This is a genomic window from Facklamia sp. 7083-14-GEN3, assembly GCF_024742075.1.
GTDB lineage: Bacteria > Bacillota > Bacilli > Lactobacillales > Aerococcaceae > Facklamia.
The window spans coordinates 152,069-172,493 of the sequence record NZ_JANSGD010000004.1 but is presented as its reverse complement, the minus strand read 5'-3'; the positions used below and the strand labels follow the sequence as shown (position 1 = coordinate 172,493).

Sequence of the window (20,425 nt, the reverse complement as noted above, 5' to 3'; positions counted from 1 at the left end):
CATCTATGCCTTAGTTTCTGCGGGAACGATTAGATAAAATAATTAATCTTAAAATTTGTAAAGCGGTTGAAAGAGTAGCCGCTATATAAGTAAAGGCTGCTGCATTTAAAACTTTACGAGCAGCGGGCATCTCACCTTGAGTGAAGATATCTAGCTGTTCCAAAGAAACTAAAGCCCGTTTACTGGCGTCTATTTCAACTGGTAAAGTTACTATTTGAAATAGCAAAGCCGCTGAAAGCGCAAGGATACCAATTGTTACCAAACCCATCATTTGAAAAAGAAAACCCATAATGATAATTGGCATACCAATCATTGAACCAAATTGAGAAACGGGAACTAAAGCTGATCTTAATTTTAAAAATTGGTAATTTTTTGCATCTTGCACGGCGTGACCACACTCATGAGCTGCAACAGCTACGGCTGCTACAGAACTGTTACTATAAGTAGCTTCCGATAGTCTTAAAACCTTCTCTTTAGGACTATAGTGGTCTGTTAAATTTCCAGCTACTCTTTCAACTCTCACATCATGAATTTGATTTGCTTGCAAAATTAACTCTGCGGCTTCATGACCGCTTATATTACGCTCACTTATTAATTCACTGTATTTAGCAAAAGTTGATTTCACCTTCCATTGAGCATACATTACAATGGCCATACCTATTAGTATTAGGAAATATGTTGAATCAAAATAAAAACCATAGGGGTACATCCAATTCCTCCTTTAAAGATCGAACACTATAAACTGTATTCTATCAAAAGTTCCCCTGATTATCTATTTAAGCAACTTTTAGAATTATTTCCTTTAGCCCTTATTCTAAGAATAAAAAGAGGCATTTAGAAGTACTAAATGCCTAACACTTTTTAATTTTTCACTTCAGGTAACATAGCATTTAAGATAATTCCTACCAATGCACTTAAGGCTGTTCCCGAAACAACAAATGAGCCTCCTAAATCTAAAACAGCTCCTCCCAAGCCTATCACTAACATAGCGGAAGCAATAATTAAATTTCTAGATTGTGAAAAGTCAGTGTGATCTTTTATTAATACTTTTAGACCATTACTAGCAATTACCCCATACAATAGAATAGACATTCCTCCTAAAACTGCTGCAGGTATTGATGCCACTAAGGCATTGAATTTACCAAAGAAGGATATCAAAATGGCTAACAAAGCTGCATTACGAATAACACTGACAGAAGCAATTCTTGTTAGAGCAATCACACCAGAGTTTTCCCCATAAGTTGTGTTTGCAGGACCACCAATTAAAGCTGAAACAAAAGAAGCGAATCCATCGCCTGCTAACGTTCGATGTAAGCCTGGCTTTGATAGAAAATTACGTCCACAAATTTCACTAAGCACCACATGGTCACCTGTATGCTCAGCAATCGTCACCAAAGCAATTGGTAAAATAGCCCATGCCTCCGGCCCAAAATAAAACTCATATTGTTGCCAATTCTCAATGGGTGTAGCAAATGGAAGTGATAAATCGGGCAAGCGAATCCAGCTAGCTTCTATTACAGGAGTAAAATCAACAATTCCAACCATTAACGAAAGAAGATAACCGCCAATAATAGCGATTAAAAATGGAATCACTTTAAAGAAGCCCTTACCAAAAATCTGCATATAAACTGAAATGAGTAGCGTTCCTACTGAAACAAAAATATTTCGCCAATCCCCACCTGATACAAAACCAGCATTATTTACAGCGGAAGAAGCCAGTCCCAATCCAATAACAATAATCATAGGCCCAATAACAATTGGTGGTAATAGTTTATTCAACCAATCGGTACCTGTATATTTGATAACACCAGCAATCACAACGTAGAAAAGACCGACCATCATGATTCCTGTTTGAGCAGCAGAAATATCCCCGTCTAGTTGTTCCATAGCTAAAGCCATAGCAGTAATATAAGCGAATGAGGACCCTAAGTAAACAGGTACTTTCCCTTTTGTTATGGTTAGATAAATCAATGTACCTATCCCACTTGCTAACAAAGCTGTTGAAACAGATAATCCTAAAATCAAAGGAACTAAGATTGTTGCTCCAAACATAGCAAAAACATGTTGAAAGCTTAGTAGTAAACCTTTGGTAAACTCCGGCTTTTCGTCAGGTTGCAGCAATAGAGTCATTTTATCTTTCGAATTTTCCATTTTAATCTCCTTATATGAGGGCATAAAAAAAAGCCCTTTATTTGAAAATAAGGACTTAAAATACTCAGTAGACTTTGGCATCCTCGCTGGAATGCATTAAAAGTCCTTATATTTCTAATTGATTTTATCATTGTTTGATTAAGTTGTCACACTCTTTTTAGCATTTAATTCAGTAATTTGTTATCAACTTGTTACCTAATCTCTATATTTTTCTGATACACTGATAAAACGAAACAAAAAGGAATGATTTTATGAAAAAAATACTTAGCCTTATGATTGCTTCTCTTTTATTATCAGGTTGTCAGATTATCCAATACTTTCAAGAACCGACCACTAATGAAAAAAGTGAACAATCAGAATTGACCGCTGTCTCCCAAGACCAAATAACTAGCCAAACAAATGAAAATGTTGACTCAGAGGACAGTCAGAAAGATAAGACAGAAACGAATAAACAAAATAATAAAGATGTTAACTTTTTAAAAGAGAAACTCAGTGCTTCTTCTGAATTTCCTAATTTGACCTTTCCGGAACAAGTACCTCAAGATATCAATCAAGCCATGGAAAGCTATTATCTAAATAATTTTACAAATCAGGAGCAGCAAGCTAATAAAAGTAAAATAACAAGTAATGACTTAGATCAAATCCTTATACAGATTAATTCAGAGAAAGATTTAAGCCAATTAAATGTCTCAATTGACCAAAGCCAATTCCAACTCAATGAAGAGATAATATTTGTCCCTCGGATTATTGTCCCCTTTACTTACCAAGAAGCCGAAAAAATTGCAGGTGACAACGACACACGTTTAATAAACCATGCTCTAACACAAGTAGGAAATCGATTAGTGCTCTTGGCTTATTATCATCCTCAAACAAAGGAACTTATTCCTATGCACCTAGTTAATTCAACACACTCACTGTTTTTCTTTCAACAATAAGTATAAAGTCCCAGCCATTACTAAATGACTGGGACTTTTCTTATTATTCTTTTGCCTGTTTTTTTATAAGGTTTTGTCGATAGCGTTCTACTAAGCGATGGCTGATAATGATTTTTTTATCTGCTAATCGATCAATAATTTCTTGATCAGAAACATCTTGACCATGTTTCATTATAATATCTTTTATAAAGGCTTGAATATTAAGAGCTGATAACCCACTACGTCCGATTTTAGCAGAAACATTAATAAAGTCGGAAAGTGGGGCCACATTTTCTCCATAAGCAAGATTCTTATTGACAATGATACGACTGACAATAGACTCAGATAAGCGTAGCTGATAAGCAATGTCCTTAATTAATAAAGGCATTGGACTTTTATCTTCTCCTTTAAGGTAGTGCAACTGAGATTGAACGATAACTTTAGTCACTGCAATTAATAATTTTTCTCTAGACCGAATACTTGATAACATTTGCTGGAAGAATTCCTTATGTGGTTGGATATATTCTTGAAGCTCCGGATTGTTTTTGGATTCCATTTCATCATAATAATCTTGATTAAAAATCAGTCGCGGATAATATTGTCGATTAACGTGAATATGTATTTCTTCTCCCATAAATTGTAATTCAACATCTGGAATTAAATTAATACGTTCAACTCGTTCATATAATGAGGATGGGCGTGTTCGCAATGTATGATAATAATTAACAATCTGTTGGATTTCAGCTAGCGTTAAGTCGGTACGCTCTATAATTTCTGCATAATCTTCTTCTAATAATTCAGAAAAGTAATTTTCTAATAAAAAATAGGCTTGATTTGGTGAATGTTGGTCTTGGTCTGTTTGCAACATCAAACATTCTTTCAAATCGTAGGCTCCGATGCCAGTAGGTTCTAATTGTTGAAAAAGAGTAATAGCATCTAAAGCAATTACAGGATCTATTTGTAGTTTTTCTGCAAGTTCTCCATGCTTATAAGGTAAATAGCCACGTTCATCTAAAAGTGGAACCATTTGCACCATAGCATCCCTAATGGGTGTTTGCCTGTATAACATAATCTGCTCGAAAAGAAAGGTTTCTAATGTTTGGGGAGAACCCGGACTTTGTATATCTATATCTGGATCAGCCGTAGCTCTTCTTTCTTGTGAAACTTGAGAAACCCGATGCTCAATAGGATATTCACATTCTATAAATGGATTATCCAAAAATTTTTCTTCAAAATAATAAGTTAATTGTTCTCCATTTAAATCTAAAATTTCTAGCAGTAATGGATTCTGTGTGATTTCTTCTTGCGTAAGAGAGCGGAAAACTTTCACTTCTTCTGACATCCTTTCACCTTCTTTCTAACATTTATCATTCTCTCTCTATTATATCTAATACTGAGAATTTCGTCTAACCATAATTCTTATATTAAGAAAATTTAATGAATATTAATTATTTAAAATGCACACCAAAATTTAAATATATTTTTTAAAACCTTTGTAACTATATATTTTTAGTTTTATAATTAATTTAGAAACCATTTGATAGCGTTTGTTTTGTCGACGCTTGGGATTAAAGGAGAAATAAAATTGTTAGAAAATTTACAACCTAATCGAGTCTTTTACTACTTTGAAGAGTTGACCAAAATACCTAGAGAATCTGGTAATGAACAAGCAGTTAGCGACTACCTCTATCGTTTAGGAAAACAATTTGGCTATGAAACGATTCAAGATGAATCCAATAATATTATTATTAGAAAACCCGCCCATCCTGACTATGCCAATCATGAACCGGTAGTTATCCAAGGCCATATGGATATGGTCGCCGAAAAGGCAGAGGGCATTACACATGACTTTACTAAAGACCCTATTCCATTATTAGTAGAAGGAGATTGGGTGAAGACCAAGGGGACAACCTTAGGGGCAGATGATGGAATTGCAGTAGCTATGGGGCTAGCAATTATGGAAGACAAGCAAGCAAAGCACCCTGCACTTGAATTGTTGGTTACCACAGATGAGGAAACAACTATGTCTGGTGCACGAGCTGTGAAAAAAGAAAACATCCATGGTAAAAAATTAATAAACATTGATGCAGAAGAAGAAGGCATCTTATTATCAGGCTGTTCTGGTGGCCATAATCTCATTGGCAATCAAAAACTTAATTATCAAGCTCGTAAATTAAAAAACACCTTTGAATTATCAATTAATAACATGCTAGGTGGACATTCAGGGATGGAAATCCACCAAGAAAGAGGAAACTCCATTAAATTTGCTTTACAGGCTATGGACTTAATTAGAAAGGTGTCAGAATATGAGTTAGTTTCAATTGTCGGGGGATCTAAACATAATGCTATCCCTCGCGATGCAAGAGTAATATTTACTTCTGATGAAGAAGATTATTCTATTGATTTTACAGACTTAATCGCTAAATATCCTCTCGATAAGGATATGCAAGTAACCATCAACAAAATAGATAATGTGGATGCGGTCCTATCCCCACAAAGCCAAGAAAATATTGAACGTTTTATTGCAGAGGTTCCACATGGTGTCTATAGTATGATGGAAGAATACCCTGATATTGTTGAATGTTCAAATAATCTAGCTATTTTTGATATTCAAGACAATCAACTGAAAGTCACTATTTCCCTAAGAAGTTCAAATCCTGAAACCTTTGAAAAACACACTGATAATGTGATAGAAATTTACCAAAAAAATGGTTTTGATGTGGTTGAGGAAGATTATTATCCGGCTTGGGAATTTGCAAAGGAATCTAAACTTAGAAAGACCGCTCTAAAAGCATTTAAACAGACTTTTAATAAAGATATGAAAGTTGAAGTTGTACATGCTGCTTTAGAACCTGCGGTTTTTACAGATACTTTCCCTGAAATGGAAATGATTGCAGTAGGTCCTACAATGAAAGATGTGCACAGTCCTAACGAAAGACTTTCGATTGCTTCAACTGAAAGGACCTTTAAATTTATTAAAAATTTACTGGAAAATCTATAGAGTTAATAAAAAGAGAACTCTTTATGAATATTCATAAAGAGTTCTCTTTTTATTAGATATCACGATTAAAGGTATCTGCTTCTTGGAAATCTCCAGCATATTTATAACCTCTAGCAAACCATTCTTGTCTTTGCTTAGATGTTCCATGGGTAAAGGAATCTGGTACAACATAGCCCATCGTTTCTTTTTGCAAGGTATCATCCCCAACTGAAAACGCTGCTTGAAGCGCTTCTTCAATATCTCCTTCATCTAAAATATCTTGTTCATCAGCATAGCGTGCCCAAGCTCCTGCATAATAATCTGCTTGCAGTTCTAAGCGCACAGTTAATTCATTTTTAGCGCCTGGATTTTGCTGAGCTAGTCTTTGATAATCGTCCATAGTCCCTAGCTGTTGTTGGACGTGATGACCCACTTCATGAGCGAGAACGTAAGCCATCGCAAAATCTCCTGGTGCACCATATTTATTAGCTAATTCACGATAAAAACTAACATCTATATAGATAGATTGGTCCCCTGGACAATAGAAAGGTCCAGCTGAACTTTGACCAAATCCACATCCACCTGTGTTTGTTCCTTCTGTGTAAAGGACTAATTTTGGTTTTTTATAGCTCAATTCATACTCAGCAAATTTCATAGCCCAGAAATCTTCGGTATTAGCTAATACTGCTGAAAGAAATTCTCCCTCTTCATCAGATATTTGATTGTTAGAATCGGACTTTTCGGTAGTATCTTCAAAAACGACACCTGAATCACCATAATTGCGATTCGTTGGTTGGCCGCCACCTAATAAGGAAGATCCTCCTGTAAAAAAGAAAATAAGCAAGATTCCTATCAAAAACCATTTGAACTTACCTTTCGACATTAATAACATCATAAGAAGATTTCCACCCATACCGCCTGAACGGCCTGAGCCCATTCCCCCACCAAAAGAACTTCCACCTCGTCCCCTACGATCCTCAACATTTTTACTTCTTCTTAAATCTTCCCACTTCATTTTCAGCCTCCTAACTGCTAGACAAATGGAGCTAGCAATCTTAATAATGCATCAATAATTCTTCCTACAATCGAACGCCTTAGATGTTTCATTCGAATTAATTCAGCCACACTTTGTGCTTGAATAAAGTCATCTTTAATTGCTTTTATTTCTGGATGATAATATAACAAAGTAGCTGTTTCAAAATGAAGATACAGTGAGCGATAATCTAAATTAAGTGTCCCTACTATCGCTACCCGGTCATCTGAAACGAATGATTTAGCATGTAAAAAACCGGGAGTATATTCATATATTTTTACTCCACCTTCCATCAAAGGGCGATAGAAAGATCGAGTAATTCGATAGACTAGTTTTTTATCAGGAATACCAGGTGTCATTAAGCGCACATCTACGCCTCTTTTAGCAGCCAAAGTCATAGCTGTTTGTAATTCATACGAAATAATTAAATAGGGAGTAAAAATATAAACATAACGCTCTGCGGTATTGAGAATTTCACGATAAACATTTTCACCTATCACTTCACTATCTAACGGTGTATCACTAAAGGGTTGAACATAGCCACTGGCTTCATTATCTTCAATAATACTTAAACTTTCATCTAAACTGGATTGGTCAACAAATTTTTTGTCATCTGAATCTTCAGTTACATAGGCATTCCACATCGTTAAGAACATTTGTGAAATATTCCATACAGCGGCACCTCTAATACGAATCATGGTGTCTTTCCAATAACCAAATCGTTCCACCGCATTAATATACTCATCTGCAATATTTAGACCTCCTGTGTAGGCAATCTTATCATCGATGATTATATACTTGCGGTGATCACGGGTATTGTATACAAGTGAAACAATTGGTCGGACAGGATTAAACTTAAGTGCTTTAATATTGAACGTTTCCATCTGTTCAACAAAATCTTTAGGAAGTCTTAATAGGCAGCCAAAATCATCATATATTAAACGTACTTCCACACCCTCTTGAGCTTTTCTTTTAAGCACGTCGAATATTTGATCATACATTTGACCTTGTTCAATAATAAAAAATTCAAGAAAAATATGTGACTGAGCTGATTCAAGGTCTTGAATGAGTGGTTCCATAATCGATTCACCATTGGCAAAATATTTTACATCCACACCCGCAGAAACAGGCATTTTGGCATAATCATTAACATATTTTGCAATGGCCGCAATGCGCGGATTATCTTGTACTAGAGACCCTAGGGCGTTAGGGACTTTTTTTAAGTCCCTTAAATGATAGCGATTCTGTCGATTGAGTCGTTCTGTCATATCAGCCAAAGGACGTTTGTTTCCTGCATAGAGATAAAACAAAGATCCAACAATAGGTGAAACTGCTAATAAAACAATCCATGATAATCGATAAGCAGGGCTTTCATTCTTATCTAGCAAATAGATAATAATCCCAAAAGATATGATAGTCATAAAAATATTTAACCAAACAGAATAGGCAATTAAGTCTTTTACTAATACAACTATCCATATAATCTGGAGAATAGTTAAGGTAGCGATAATTAGCAAACGAACAATTAGTGGCTTTGTCTCATTTGTTCTTTTTCCCATACCTACTTCCCCTTACAATTTTAAAATTCAAAATATTCAAGATAAGCTTGAGCGATTTTTTCTGCTGAGAAACCAAAGTGTTCAATAGCTTGATCGCCTGGGGCTGAAGTACCAAATTCATCAATACTTATCGCTAAGCCGTCCATACCAATATATTTGTGCCATCCAAAGCTAGCACCCATCTCTATAGAAGCTCTTTTAATAAGTTGTTTAGGAAGAACCTTTTCTTTATATTCTTCACTTTGTTGATCGAAAATATTTTGAGCAGGCATCGAAACAACATTTACATGAACATCTTTTTCGGCCAATAGTGATTGAGCCTCAATAGCTACTGAGACTTCAGATCCTGTAGCAATCAAAACACCTTGTGCGTCTTCTTTGGCAGGGGAGACGATATAAGCACCTTTACGAACTCCCTCTTCTGCTAATTCATTCGAGCTATTAATAACTGGTAAATTTTGACGGCTAAGAACTAACAATGTAGGTGTCTTTTGAGATTCCACAGCAATTTTCCAAGCTACCATTGTTTCGTTAGCATCTGCTGGTCGGATTACATTAAGATTTGGCATCGCGCGAAAAGCAGCTAAATGCTCAATCGGTTCGTGTGTCGGACCATCTTCACCAACAGCGACCGAGTCATGTGTTAAAACATATGTAACTGGTAATTGAGATAGGGCTGATAAACGAATGGCTGCTTTTAAGTAATCTGAGAAAACAAAGAATGTACCACCATAAATTTTGTTTCCACCATGCAAGGCAGCACCATTCATCATTGCACCCATCGCAAATTCTCTCACACCAAACCAAATATTTTGGCCTTGACGACTTTCTGGCATAAAATCTTCTGATTCTTTAATCATGGTTTTATTTGAACCAGAAAGGTCAGCAGAGCCTCCCCATAAATATGGAATTCTAGCTTTTAATCCTTGAATAGCTGTTCCAGAAGAGCTTCTTGTCGCTTCAGCTTTAGCATCCACATCAAGAAATTCAAGGTCAGCTGCATATTCTTCAGGTAATTCGTTTGCAAAAGCTGCTATAAACTCTTTAGCTAATTCAGGATTAGATTCTTGATATTGTTCAAATAGTTTTTGCCATTCTGCTTGAGTTTTTTGACCACGTTCAACTATTTTCTCATTAAAGACAGACTTGGTCTCTTCAGGAACAGTAAATGCTTCATAATCATAACCGTATTTGGCTTTAGTTTGTGACCAAGCGTCTGCTCCCAATGGCGCTCCGTGAACTTTAGAAGTTCCTTCATTAGGTGAACCAAAGCCAATAACTGTCTTCACTTCAATGATTGAAGGTTGATCGCTTACTCCTTTAGCAACTTCAATTGCTTGAGAAATAGCCTCTAGGTCGTTACCATCTTCTACTCTTTGATAATGCCAATTTTGACTCTCAAAGCGTTTTTTGATATCTTCCACAAATGATAAATTCAAGTCTCCATCTAATGAGATATCGTTTGAGTCATATAGGACCACTAATTTACCTAATTTTTGACGGCCAGCATACGAGCAAGCTTCATAAGAAATGCCTTCCATTAAGTCGCCATCGCCCACTAATGCATAGGTATAATGATCAATAACTTGATGCTCGTCCGTATTATATAATGCAGCCGTATGTTGTTCTGCCATAGCCATACCAACTGCTTGAGCAATCCCTTGACCAAGTGGTCCAGTAGTCGCTTCAACACCATCAGTATGACGATACTCAGGATGCCCTGGTGTTATAGAACCTAATTGACGGAATTGTTTTAAATCTTCCATAGTAACCTTGAAACCAGATAAATGTAATAAACTATACAACATAGCTGAACCATGTCCGGCAGATAACACAAAACGATCTCTATTAATCCATTTGCTATCTTTAGGATTAATATTCAAATGACTGGACCACAAAGTATAGGCCATTGGCGCTGCGCCAAGTGGCAACCCCGGATGTCCTGAGTTAGCGGCTTCAATTTGGTCAACACTTAAGGCACGAATCGTATTTACAGCAATTTGATCTTTTTTAGAAAACATATTGAACTCCCTTATACTTATTTTAAATTTATTATAACATTTTCTGACTAATTTTTATATCAGTCCATTTTTATTTATTTCTACGATATTTAGCCATCAATTCGGCAAAAATATCTGCTGAAGCCGGTGGGGTATAAGTAATAGCATTGGCACCTGCTTCAATGGTCTCTAAAATACTGGGTCCTGTCGGCCCTCCTGTAGCAATAATTGGCACCACATCTCCAACTTGTTGACGAATATGTGATACTAAACGAGCTGTAGTTGCTCCTCCAGAAACATTTAGCATATCCGCTCCCGCATTTAATTTCCCAATAAAGTCATCATGCTCACTTGAAATAGTCGCTACTACAGGGACATCAACTACCTGAGCAATCTGCCGAATTACATCGTTTTCCATTGGTGAATTAACGACTACTCCAAAAGCTCCAGCTTGCTCTGATTGAAAAGCTAATTGAATACTACGCTCTCCACTAGTAGTTCCGCCCCCTACTCCTGTGAAAACCGGTACGGATGAGGCATTTATCAACGACTGATTGATAGCCATTTGTGGTGTAAAAGGGTAAACAGACATAACAGCATGCGCATTAGAGTTCCGAATTAGGGCCACATCTGTTGAGAATAGTAAACTTTTAATACGATGACCAAAAATACGGATACCAGAGGCTTGATAAATTTCATCTGGAACCTCTACTAATCGATGACGTAATTTAGAAGTAAACTCCGGGACTCGCTTACGTGATTGTCCTTCTAATTCTTTAATAACTACGTGACTATTATTGTCATCATCCATTTCAGTTTGAATGGATTCATAAGAATAATCTCGACCTTTATAATGTTCCAAAAATGCCTCTTTATTAAACTTATTCTCTGCCATATTACATCTCCAATTCTTTTAATACCCTCTATTCTAAACAAACCTCCACTAAAAGCTACATAAAAAGAAAAAAACCAAGCAAAAGCTTGGTTGATTTTTTTATTTAATCATGGCAAAAAGACCGTTTAATTGATAATTCTTACCTTCTTTACGTGCAGAGTGAAGTTCAGAAGATAGATACGTTGAACGTCTATCTACCATTATTTTCTCTTCATTGATACCAAGCTCTTTTATTAAATAAAGATTAGCATCTATCATACTCAATTGATACTTACCTGCCTTAACACCCGCTTTGATAAATGTGCTTTGATCTTCCCATTCATTAAAGGCTTGATAAACTTCTTCACCTACTTCATAATTATCCTGATCAATAGAAGGACCGATATAAACCAAAAGATCTTCTTTTTTACTATAGAATTGGTCTTGCATCCTTTTAACTGCTAGCTGACTAATTCTTTGAACAGTACTTCTCCAACCAGAATGCACTATTGAAACAACTTTTTGACGTGCATCATAAATAATAATTGGAGTGCAATCAGCAAATTTAACCATTAAAACCTGCTTAGGTTGATCTGTAATCAGTCCATCTGATTGAGGTATAATTTCACCTACTGCAAATGAATTAGTTTTTTCTTCCAGAGGATAAGACACCTTCCCTCCATGAATTTGCTCTCCTGTATAGAAAGTCTGAAAGTCAAAATTACCATCATCAAGAGCGTGATTAATTTGTTCACTGACAGCAGCTTCACCCATGGTGGATGTCCTAAAATTATATTTTGCTCCTGCTAGAAAGACCTGTAAACCCATTTTTTCGAATTGTTGAAAATAATTATTCATCAAGATTCTCCTCCTGAACTTTGAAATCATGGTGAGTACGAACGACATCTGCAAAACATCGTGTCATACTCGCAGTAAAGCCCCATAAGTATTCACCACTAGGCAAATTATAAAAAGGAATTTTACGTTTTCCAACTCGAAATTGATAAGATTCGCCATGAGCCATTAGATGAAAGGGAAAATCTTCTCCTACTTCCGTTAATACAGAAGCATCATAATAAGTTGGGTTGTTGTTTAAAACATAGTCTAAGGGAAGAGTAAACAAATAAGCGACTTCTTTGGCATTCGGGCATATATCATCAAAAGTAATATCTTTAAGCAAGGCAACATAAGAATGAATCATTGTTACATCGTGGATCAACCCATCCAACTCTCCAATAACTTCTATATGCTTACGATTGATGTTTAATTCTTCTGTCGTCTCTCTAACCGCTGCTTCTTCAAAAGTTTCACCTGCTTCAACCCTTCCTCCCGGAAAAGATGTATCTCCCGGCTGGGAAATTAAGGAGCTTCTTACTTCATAAAGGAGGTGCCATTCATTTCCTCTTTGAATAAGAGGAATTAAAACTGCATAATGCGTCTTATCTTTATATTGATTCGGCTGATAATTAGCAAGCGATTGCCGAATTCGTTTTTCTTCATGTTTCAATTTCTGCCCTCCTCTAAAGTGTTTTCATAAATTATAGCATTTTTTATCTCGTTTTCGAACAAAAAGATGTGAGATGTTCCATTATATTCTAAAAAAAGATTGTCAGCATTAAAAATTTTTGTTATTATTCTTATGTTGCACTCCGTGCAAAGAATAACTGTAGATTAGCAAATAATTTACGGCAGAAAGGAAGTATACACATGAAAGCAGGAATTCATCCAGAATATCATCCGGTTGTGTTTATGGATACTTCAACAGGTTATAAATTTTTATCAGGATCAACTAAGTCTTCTTCAGAGACAGTTGAATGGGAAGATGGAAACACATACCCATTAATCCGGATCGAAATTTCATCTGATTCACATCCATTCTATACTGGACGTCAGAAATTTACACAGGCCGATGGACGTGTTGACAAGTTCAACAAAAAATTTGGATTTGTGGACAAAAACGCAAAAGAAGAAGAATAATTATATTATACCTTTACAAAGAATCTCACACATTCTTTAAGAACCCGCTAATTACATATAGCGGGTTCTTTTCTTTTAAAACATGAATTTAGAAAAAAATTAATAATCAGATAGTCTTAATTTTTATATTTTTCTCTATTTTCTATAATTTTATAGCTATATAAAGAGAGTAAGCTTCGCTAATTATTTAAATTTTAATTGATTGGATAAAGAGTATTGAAATTTCAACGCTCTTTTATTATGATTTGATATGAAAGTTAACAAAAAATATTATTATAGGAGGAATAATTAATAGTATCATGGAGTCGAATCAAAAAAATAAGAAAAGTTTTCTACAACGTTCATTAGATTGGGTAGAAAAAGTGGGTAACAAAATGCCTCACCCAGTAGTGATATTTATCATCTTATCTGCAATCACTATTTTAATCTCTGAAATTGTTTACCGTTTAGGCGTATCTGTTGAGTTCTTCGATGCCAAAGCAAATGAAACTAGCACTATTACAGCTATTTCATTGATGAATAGTGAAGGGCTTCGTTATATTTTCGAATCGGCAGTGTCAAACTTTACTGGCTTTGCTCCTTTAGGAACCGTCCTCGTCACCATGTTAGGTGTCGGAATTGCTGAATGGTCGGGGCTAATTGGAGCTACTTTGAAAAAATTAATCATGAAAGTGCCTAATTCTCTTTTGACCATGGTAGTTGTCTTTGCTGGTATCATTTCAAACATTGCTTCGGATGCTGGATACGTAGTAGTCGTTCCACTTGGTGCCATTATGTTTGCCGGTGCTAAGCGTCATCCAATAGCTGGTCTAGCTGCCGCCTTTGCAGGAGTATCTGGCGGATTCTCGGCTAACCTAATGTTTGGCCCTACTGACGCTTTGCTTGGAGGAATCACTAACGTTGCTTTAAATGCCAGTGGTATTCCTTATGAAGTTTCTATTACTGGTAACTGGTATTTCTTAATCGTTTCTACTGTTTTCTTAACCATTATTGGTACCGTAATTACTGAAAAAGTAGTAGAGCCTCATCTTGGTACATATCTTGGTGACTTGGAAAAAAATGAAACGAGTGAACTTTCTCACAAGGAAGAAAAAGGATTGAAGAATGCAGGAATCGCACTGTTAATTTCATTAATCATGGTTTTCCTACTGATGAATCCTTGGTTTGGTCCCTTCCAATCAATCGATCCAGAAACCGGACAAAAAACCTTACAACCTTTTATGAACACTGGTTTACTCTTTATGGTATTCTTATTGTTCGGTATTCCCGGTTATGTTTACGGGCGTACGACTGGTAAAATCCAAAACTCTAATGATTTTGTAGAGTCAATGATTGAGGCTATGCGCTCAATGGCAGGTTTTATCGTAATGGCTTTCTTTGCTTCTCAATTGATTGCTTACTTTACCCATTCTAATTTGGGAATCATCCTAGCTTCATCAGGAGCAGATTTCTTACAAAGTCAAAAAATTTCAGGAGTTCCTTTAATCCTTGCTTTTATTTTCTTTTCAGCTTTCATCAACTTGTTTATTGGTTCAGCTTCTGCCAAATGGGCAATCCTGGCACCAATCTTTGTTCCAATGTTTATAGCTATCAATTTATCACCAGAGATGACCCAAATGGCTTATCGTGTAGCAGACTCATCGACCAATATCATTTCTCCACTGATGAACTATTTTGCAATGATTCTTGTATTTATGCAAAGATATGATAAGAAGAGCGGAATCGGAACACTTATCTCAACCATGCTACCTTACTCAATGGCTTTCTTGATTTTCTGGTCAATCTTATTAATTCTTTGGTACTCTCTCAACCTTCCGTTAGGTCCTGGTGCCCCGGTACAGGTTTCAATGATTCAACCTTTACTAGGTCTTTTATAAGATTTATATAATCAAAGCAGGTATTTATTAATTGCTACAAAAACAATCTTACCTAATCAATGATTATGGTGGGATTGTTTTTGCTTACTTGTTTTCTTATTCACATAATCTATCTATCTATTAATATCTTTGATAAAATAAGCTTATTATATAGGGTTGAGGAGAATTCCATGAAAAATCTTTATAAACTGTTCTTTGCTTTAATTCTTATTTCTATAAGTCTAATTTCAACTAATCCTTCCATAGTAGCTAAACAAGCGTATACGATTGGCACTTCCGGTCAGACCAAGCCTCTCAACTATTTTGATGATAGGGGTAATCTAGTAGGAATTGAGATTGAAATCTTACAAGAAATTGACCGACGTAATGAAGCCATTGAATTCAACTTTGAAATTACTGAGTTTTCTTCCCTCTTCGCAGGACTTGATTCTGGCCAGTTCGATCTAGTCGCCAATAATTTGGGTGAAAATCCCGAAAGACGGGAGAAATTTTTATTTTCCCTCTATCCATATGTCATCACCCACAACGTATTAATAACAGCTAATGACAGGGAAGAAGAGCTCACCATTGAACAAATGGCAGGAAAATCTTTTGGTGTCGTTCCCTCTTCCCCGCAATCTATCTACCTAGAAGCTTGGAATGAGGCTCATCCTGACAAGGCAGTTGTGATCAAATATGCAGAGTCTGATCCAGCCTCTTTAATACGTGATGTCTATAATGGTCGAATCGATGCTACTATTTACGCTACAACCTATTTAAGGGATGTTGAAGATACTTACGGCATTCAATTAAAGGCTCATCCGATAGCCAACGAAGAAGAAATCAGAATTCCTGGTTCTTATTTTATTTTTCGAAAAGATGAGGTTGAATTGCGGCAAGTGATTGATCAAACCCTACAAACTATGCGGCAAGATGGTAGTCTCAGTGAAATTTCACTGAAATATTTAGGTCAAGATGATACTTTGCTAAATGAAACAATTATTCAGCGCAACCAAAGTTTTGAGTCTCAAAGACTTAAAGAACAAACGAACAGTCAACTTATTTCATTAAAGGCTATTCAAATCGCTTTACCACGTATTCTTGAAAAACTTCCGGTTACTTTATTGATTACTTTTATTGCTGGAATGATTGGTCTAATACTTGGCTTCTTTTTAGCTATCATCAAACTCAAAAAAGTCAAAGGCCTTAGATGGTTCGTCAATCTCTTTGTTTCTTATATGCGCGGCACCCCCTTGCTTGTTCAGCTATTTCTTGCTTATTACGGCTTGCCTATCTTTCTACAATGGCTCAATAAATCAATTGGTACAAATTGGGATGTGAATCAAGTCCCTGCCATTCTTTACGCCTTCTTAGCCATGGGGCTAAATGAAGCTGCCTATAATTCTGAAACGATTCGCTCAGCTATTCTTTCTGTCGATCATAAGGAGATAGAAGCTGCCTATTCTATTGGTTTAAATGCTAGCCAAACGATGCGAAGAATTATCTTACCTTCAGCTATGATTAATGCCATCCCTAACCTAGGAAACAGTCTTATCCGCTTATTAAAAGGCACATCCCTAGCCTTTACCATTACAGTCGTTGATATGATGGGACAAGCAAAAATTACCGCCGGCTCTAACTTGCGCTTTTTTGAATCCTATATTGCTATTTCATTGATTTATTGGGTCTTATGCATTCTATTAGAATGGATGATTAAAAGATTAGAAAACTACTACCAAGTGGGCTAGTCGTTAGAAAGGATCTTAAAATGTTAGAACTAAATCATTGGTCAAAGTCATTTCAAAATAAAAAGGCTCTTCAAGATATCCATTTAAGAGTTGAGGCTGGACAAGTCCTGACTATTATCGGACCATCTGGATCAGGCAAATCGACTTTGTTACGAACGATTAACTTTATTGAACCTGCTGACGAGGGAACTATTCGTTTGGATCAGATAACACTAGATGTTGAAACTGTCTCTGAAGCTGATGTTCTCAACCTCCGTAGACAGACAGCTATGGTGTTTCAAAATTATGCATTGTTTTCTAAGAAAACAGCTCTTGAAAATGTGATGGAGCATCTTTTAATGGTGAAAAAACTTTCTAAATCTCAAGCAAAGGAAAAGGCCATCCCCTTTTTACATCAAGTCGGTATGGGAGACCATCTAAATGCCTACCCTCATCAATTATCAGGCGGACAGCAGCAAAGAGTTGGAATTGCTAGGGCTTTAGCGATTGAACCCAAAGTTATCTTATTAGATGAACCTACTTCTGCTTTGGACCCTGAACTGGTTGGAGGAATTTTAGAGCTTATTCAAAAAATTGCCCACCAGCATATGTCCTTAATCTTTGTAACTCACGAAATGAAATTTGCCCAACAAGTATCAGACCGAGTCGTGTTCTTAGATAATGGGATCCTTTTAGAAGAAGGAAGTAGCTACGATATTTTTAATAACCCGCAGCATCAACGAACACAAGCCTTTATTGAAAGTATTTCGTAAATAAATAGCACTCTCTTTGATGGATTGATCCCCATCAAAGAGAGTGCTATTTTAATTCAATTTAAATCCAAAGATTGCTTATAAAATTAATGAGTAGCGCCACCAACCACTTTGATATCTTCTTTGTCATTATACTCAACAATGGCTTCAATCGCTTTTTCAATCCCCTTAGCAATATCATTTAATGACATTGAAGGAACGTTAGGCTTATCTACCACTTGTTGGGTCATAAAAGGAATATGCATAAAGCCTGCTTTAGTATTTGGCATCTCTTTTGCTACAAAATAAAGTGACTGATACATAATGTGATTGCAGACAAAGGTTCCAGCAGTGTTAGAAACACTAGCGGGCAAACCAGCTTGGCGTATAGCTTGAACCATTGCTTTTACTGGCAATGTCGCAAAATAAGCAGGATCCCCGTCATTTTGGATAAAGACATCAATCGGCTGATTGCCTTCATTATCTGGGATACGTGCATCGTCTTGATTGATTGCTACACGCTCTGGTGTTAACTCAGCGCGTCCACCCGCTTGACCAATATTTAAAATAACATCTGGTTTAACTTCTAGGGCCTTTTCACGCACAACATTAGCTGATTTGTGGAAAACAGTCGGAATTTCTAACTTAATTATTTCTGCTCCAGCAATTTCATCTGGTAACAATCTAACTGCTTCAATGGCTGGATTAATAGCTTCTCCGCCAAAAGGATCAAAACCTGTTACTAATATTTTCATATCATTCCTCCTTTTATACATTTAGTTTACTACTAAAAAGCAAAGAAATACATTAATGCGATATGGGCAACTATCATTATGATTGCCACAGGAATTTGCTGTTTAATGACACCATATTCATTTTTCATCCGTAATAATGCAGCTGGCAAAGCATTAAAGTTTCCAGCCATTGGTGTCATTAAAGTCCCACAGTACCCAGCTGTCATGGCTAAGGCTCCGGCAACAAAAGGATCTGCCCCCAAGGCAAAAACGAAGGGTATGCCGATTCCTGCAGTGATAACTGTAAAGGCTGCAAAAGCATTTCCCATAATGCCAGTAAAAATGGCCATTCCTAGTACATAAGCAACCACTCCAAAGAAACGACTATCAGCAGGGACAACCCCACCGATTAAAGTAGCAATAACATCACCAACACCTGCCGCTGTAAAGACTGCTCCTAAAGCGGCTAATAGTTGAGGTAAAATACCTGTAGTAGAAACTTGTTGAACCATTCGACTATTCTCATTAAGAAACTCACTTGGCTTCGCTCTTGATACCATAAAGATAATGATGGTTGCTAATATTGCACCAATTGCAATACCCACCACATTAAAGCTCTCAATGGTAAATCCAATAATTAAAGCTACTACTCCAAGCGTTAATACTGGTATAAAGATTTTATTACCCATTCTAGTTGAACGCTCTTCTGCCTTTTCTTCATCAACAACGGGTAGGGTTCCCACTTTAACTTGTTTAAAGAGTGATAGAAGCCCCATAACACAGACCATAATTCCAATAAGCATTGGAGAAATAAATTGCCCTCCAAGAAAAGTGAGACCTGAGATCCCCCAAAACAAAGCTGTTCCAATGCGATTAGGATTGGTCTTGTCGCTATATGCACGCCACGCAGTATGGAGGAGTTGCAAGCCAATCAGTACAAAAGTAATTTCTAAAAGCATTGGCACATATGGTTCAAGTGTGGCATTTAAGCTCTCAAGGAAAGTTACCGCTAGAAATCCAGCATAATTAGTTAATAGTTGCATTATTTAACCTCCCCTTTATGATGACGTCTAATTTTGACATCTAATAATAAGTTGTAAACGACCACTACAATTAAAGCAATAATAGCTATCGGCATTGAAGCTACCGCGACATTTGCCGTTGTTCCTTCATAACCTAATTCTTTTAAAGTCCCAGCGATTAAAAGAACTCCTGCTGAGCCTAAGTAAGTGTTTTGACCAAAAAAGTTTCCAAAGTTTTCATTGGCAGCTGCCCGTCCTTTAATTAATTCTGTTTCTTCTTCGTTGAGATCTTCGCCTACTTTTAATTTAGTTGCCGCTTCACCCATTGGGTAAATTAATGGACGCACAAATTGTGGGTGACCTCCTAATCGAATAGCGAAAAACCCTGCAATTAGACGAATCAGCATATATAGAGAATATAACCAACCTGTGGTAAGCCCTCTTAGTTTTCCAATCAGTTTAACAGCTTGATGTTTCAAGCCATATGCCTCTGATAAGCCAATCATTGGTAGTGATAAAAAGAACAATGATACAACTCGCTGCTTAGTATAAGTCTCTCCCAAAATTGTAAAAAATTCGGTCAAGGAAATCCCTGAAACCAAAGCTGTTGCTAATCCTGCTAGTATAACAGTTGCTAAGGTATCAAGTTTAAAGTAAAAACCAAGAACGATAATAATAATTCCGATTAATTTAATCCATTCCATAAGTAACCTCCTATTTATAATTAGATTTTAATATTACCATGGAACCGATGTTATAACAAGTTTGTTTTTATGTTATAACTATTAAAAATTTTATATTTTCAATTTCATGCAAATAAAAAAGACTCAAAAATGAGTCTTTTTT

The 20,425-nt window shown here is 36.3% G+C and carries 18 protein-coding genes; 6 read left to right on the top strand and 12 right to left on the bottom strand.

The features are described 5' to 3' along the window. Positions 1 to 10: 10 nt before the first annotated feature. Both NW240_RS08325 and NW240_RS08320 read right to left on the bottom strand, forming a co-directional pair. Complete coding sequence (locus NW240_RS08325) at positions 11 to 709, bottom strand: zinc metallopeptidase (protein ID WP_258437101.1); 699 nt, start codon at positions 707 to 709, stop codon at positions 11 to 13. A 152-nt stretch (positions 710 to 861) separates the two neighbouring features. Then, entirely contained in the window at positions 862 to 2,232 is a 1,371-nt protein-coding gene (locus tag NW240_RS08320) for a uracil-xanthine permease family protein (RefSeq protein ID WP_396134617.1), read from the bottom strand. 170 nt (positions 2,233 to 2,402) lie between these two features. Between NW240_RS08320 and NW240_RS08315 the strand changes: the two genes are divergently transcribed. Continuing rightward, a complete protein-coding gene (locus NW240_RS08315) occupies positions 2,403 to 3,086 on the top strand; it encodes a hypothetical protein (RefSeq protein ID WP_258437099.1) in 684 nt (227 codons plus the stop codon). 43 nt (positions 3,087 to 3,129) lie between these two features. Here the strand turns inward: NW240_RS08315 and NW240_RS08310 are convergent, their stop codons facing one another. Beyond that, positions 3,130 to 4,407, bottom strand: coding sequence for an RNA polymerase subunit sigma-54 (locus tag NW240_RS08310; RefSeq protein ID WP_258437098.1), 1,278 nt, complete (start codon positions 4,405 to 4,407; stop codon positions 3,130 to 3,132). A gap of 243 nt (positions 4,408 to 4,650) precedes the next feature. Between NW240_RS08310 and pepD the strand changes: the two genes are divergently transcribed. Continuing rightward, positions 4,651 to 6,066 carry a beta-Ala-His dipeptidase gene (pepD, locus tag NW240_RS08305; protein ID WP_258437097.1) on the top strand — a complete coding sequence of 472 codons (1,416 nt, stop codon included), beginning with the start codon at positions 4,651 to 4,653 and terminating at the stop codon, positions 6,064 to 6,066. A gap of 52 nt (positions 6,067 to 6,118) precedes the next feature. Here pepD and NW240_RS08300 read toward each other — a convergent pair whose 3' ends face one another. The 6 genes from NW240_RS08300 to NW240_RS08275 all read right to left on the bottom strand — a co-directional run bounded on the left by NW240_RS08300 (position 6,119) and on the right by NW240_RS08275 (position 13,018). Next, positions 6,119 to 7,060 carry a neutral zinc metallopeptidase gene (locus tag NW240_RS08300; RefSeq protein WP_258437096.1) on the bottom strand — a complete coding sequence of 314 codons (942 nt, stop codon included), beginning with the start codon at positions 7,058 to 7,060 and terminating at the stop codon, positions 6,119 to 6,121. A 17-nt stretch (positions 7,061 to 7,077) separates the two neighbouring features. Next, the gene (gene cls, locus NW240_RS08295; protein WP_258437095.1) at positions 7,078 to 8,637 is read right to left on the bottom strand and encodes a cardiolipin synthase; all 1,560 of its coding nucleotides are present in this window, start codon (positions 8,635 to 8,637) and stop codon (positions 7,078 to 7,080) included. A gap of 20 nt (positions 8,638 to 8,657) precedes the next feature. Then, the gene (gene tkt / locus NW240_RS08290) at positions 8,658 to 10,658 is read right to left on the bottom strand and encodes a transketolase (RefSeq protein WP_258437094.1); all 2,001 of its coding nucleotides are present in this window, start codon (positions 10,656 to 10,658) and stop codon (positions 8,658 to 8,660) included. Between the two features lie 70 nt (positions 10,659 to 10,728). Next, entirely contained in the window at positions 10,729 to 11,532 is an 804-nt protein-coding gene (locus NW240_RS08285; protein WP_258437093.1) for a hydrolase, read from the bottom strand. Between the two features lie 99 nt (positions 11,533 to 11,631). Beyond that, a complete protein-coding gene (gene pgeF, locus NW240_RS08280; RefSeq protein ID WP_258437092.1) occupies positions 11,632 to 12,369 on the bottom strand; it encodes a peptidoglycan editing factor PgeF in 738 nt (245 codons plus the stop codon). Continuing rightward, positions 12,362 to 13,018 (bottom strand): CoA pyrophosphatase, encoded by a 657-nt coding sequence (locus NW240_RS08275; protein ID WP_258437091.1) that lies wholly within the window; start codon positions 13,016 to 13,018, stop codon positions 12,362 to 12,364. Before NW240_RS08275 ends, pgeF begins: the two co-directional genes overlap by 8 nt. Positions 13,019 to 13,218: 200 nt before the next feature. Between NW240_RS08275 and NW240_RS08270 the strand changes: the two genes are divergently transcribed. The 4 genes from NW240_RS08270 (at position 13,219) to NW240_RS08255 (ending at position 17,844) form a co-directional block, all read left to right on the top strand. Beyond that, positions 13,219 to 13,488, top strand: a complete 270-nt coding sequence (locus NW240_RS08270; protein ID WP_258437090.1) for a type B 50S ribosomal protein L31 — start codon at positions 13,219 to 13,221, stop codon at positions 13,486 to 13,488. A gap of 299 nt (positions 13,489 to 13,787) precedes the next feature. Next, positions 13,788 to 15,365: an AbgT family transporter gene (locus NW240_RS08265; RefSeq protein ID WP_258437088.1), complete on the top strand. Its 1,578-nt coding sequence runs from the start codon at positions 13,788 to 13,790 to the stop codon at positions 15,363 to 15,365. Positions 15,366 to 15,535: 170 nt separating this feature from the next. Beyond that, a complete protein-coding gene (locus NW240_RS08260) occupies positions 15,536 to 17,092 on the top strand; it encodes an ABC transporter substrate-binding protein/permease (protein WP_258437087.1) in 1,557 nt (518 codons plus the stop codon). A gap of 20 nt (positions 17,093 to 17,112) precedes the next feature. Further along, entirely contained in the window at positions 17,113 to 17,844 is a 732-nt protein-coding gene (locus NW240_RS08255; RefSeq protein WP_258437086.1) for an amino acid ABC transporter ATP-binding protein, read from the top strand. A gap of 86 nt (positions 17,845 to 17,930) precedes the next feature. Here the strand turns inward: NW240_RS08255 and pcp are convergent, their stop codons facing one another. From pcp to NW240_RS08240, 3 genes are all read right to left on the bottom strand, one after another. After that, positions 17,931 to 18,578 carry a pyroglutamyl-peptidase I gene (gene pcp / locus NW240_RS08250; protein ID WP_258437084.1) on the bottom strand — a complete coding sequence of 216 codons (648 nt, stop codon included), beginning with the start codon at positions 18,576 to 18,578 and terminating at the stop codon, positions 17,931 to 17,933. Between the two features lie 32 nt (positions 18,579 to 18,610). Then, positions 18,611 to 19,516, bottom strand: a complete 906-nt coding sequence (locus NW240_RS08245) for a DUF979 domain-containing protein (protein WP_258437158.1) — start codon at positions 19,514 to 19,516, stop codon at positions 18,611 to 18,613. An 83-nt stretch (positions 19,517 to 19,599) separates the two neighbouring features. Continuing rightward, positions 19,600 to 20,283: a DUF969 domain-containing protein gene (locus NW240_RS08240; RefSeq protein ID WP_258437083.1), complete on the bottom strand. Its 684-nt coding sequence runs from the start codon at positions 20,281 to 20,283 to the stop codon at positions 19,600 to 19,602. Between the last annotated feature and the right edge of the window lie 142 nt (positions 20,284 to 20,425).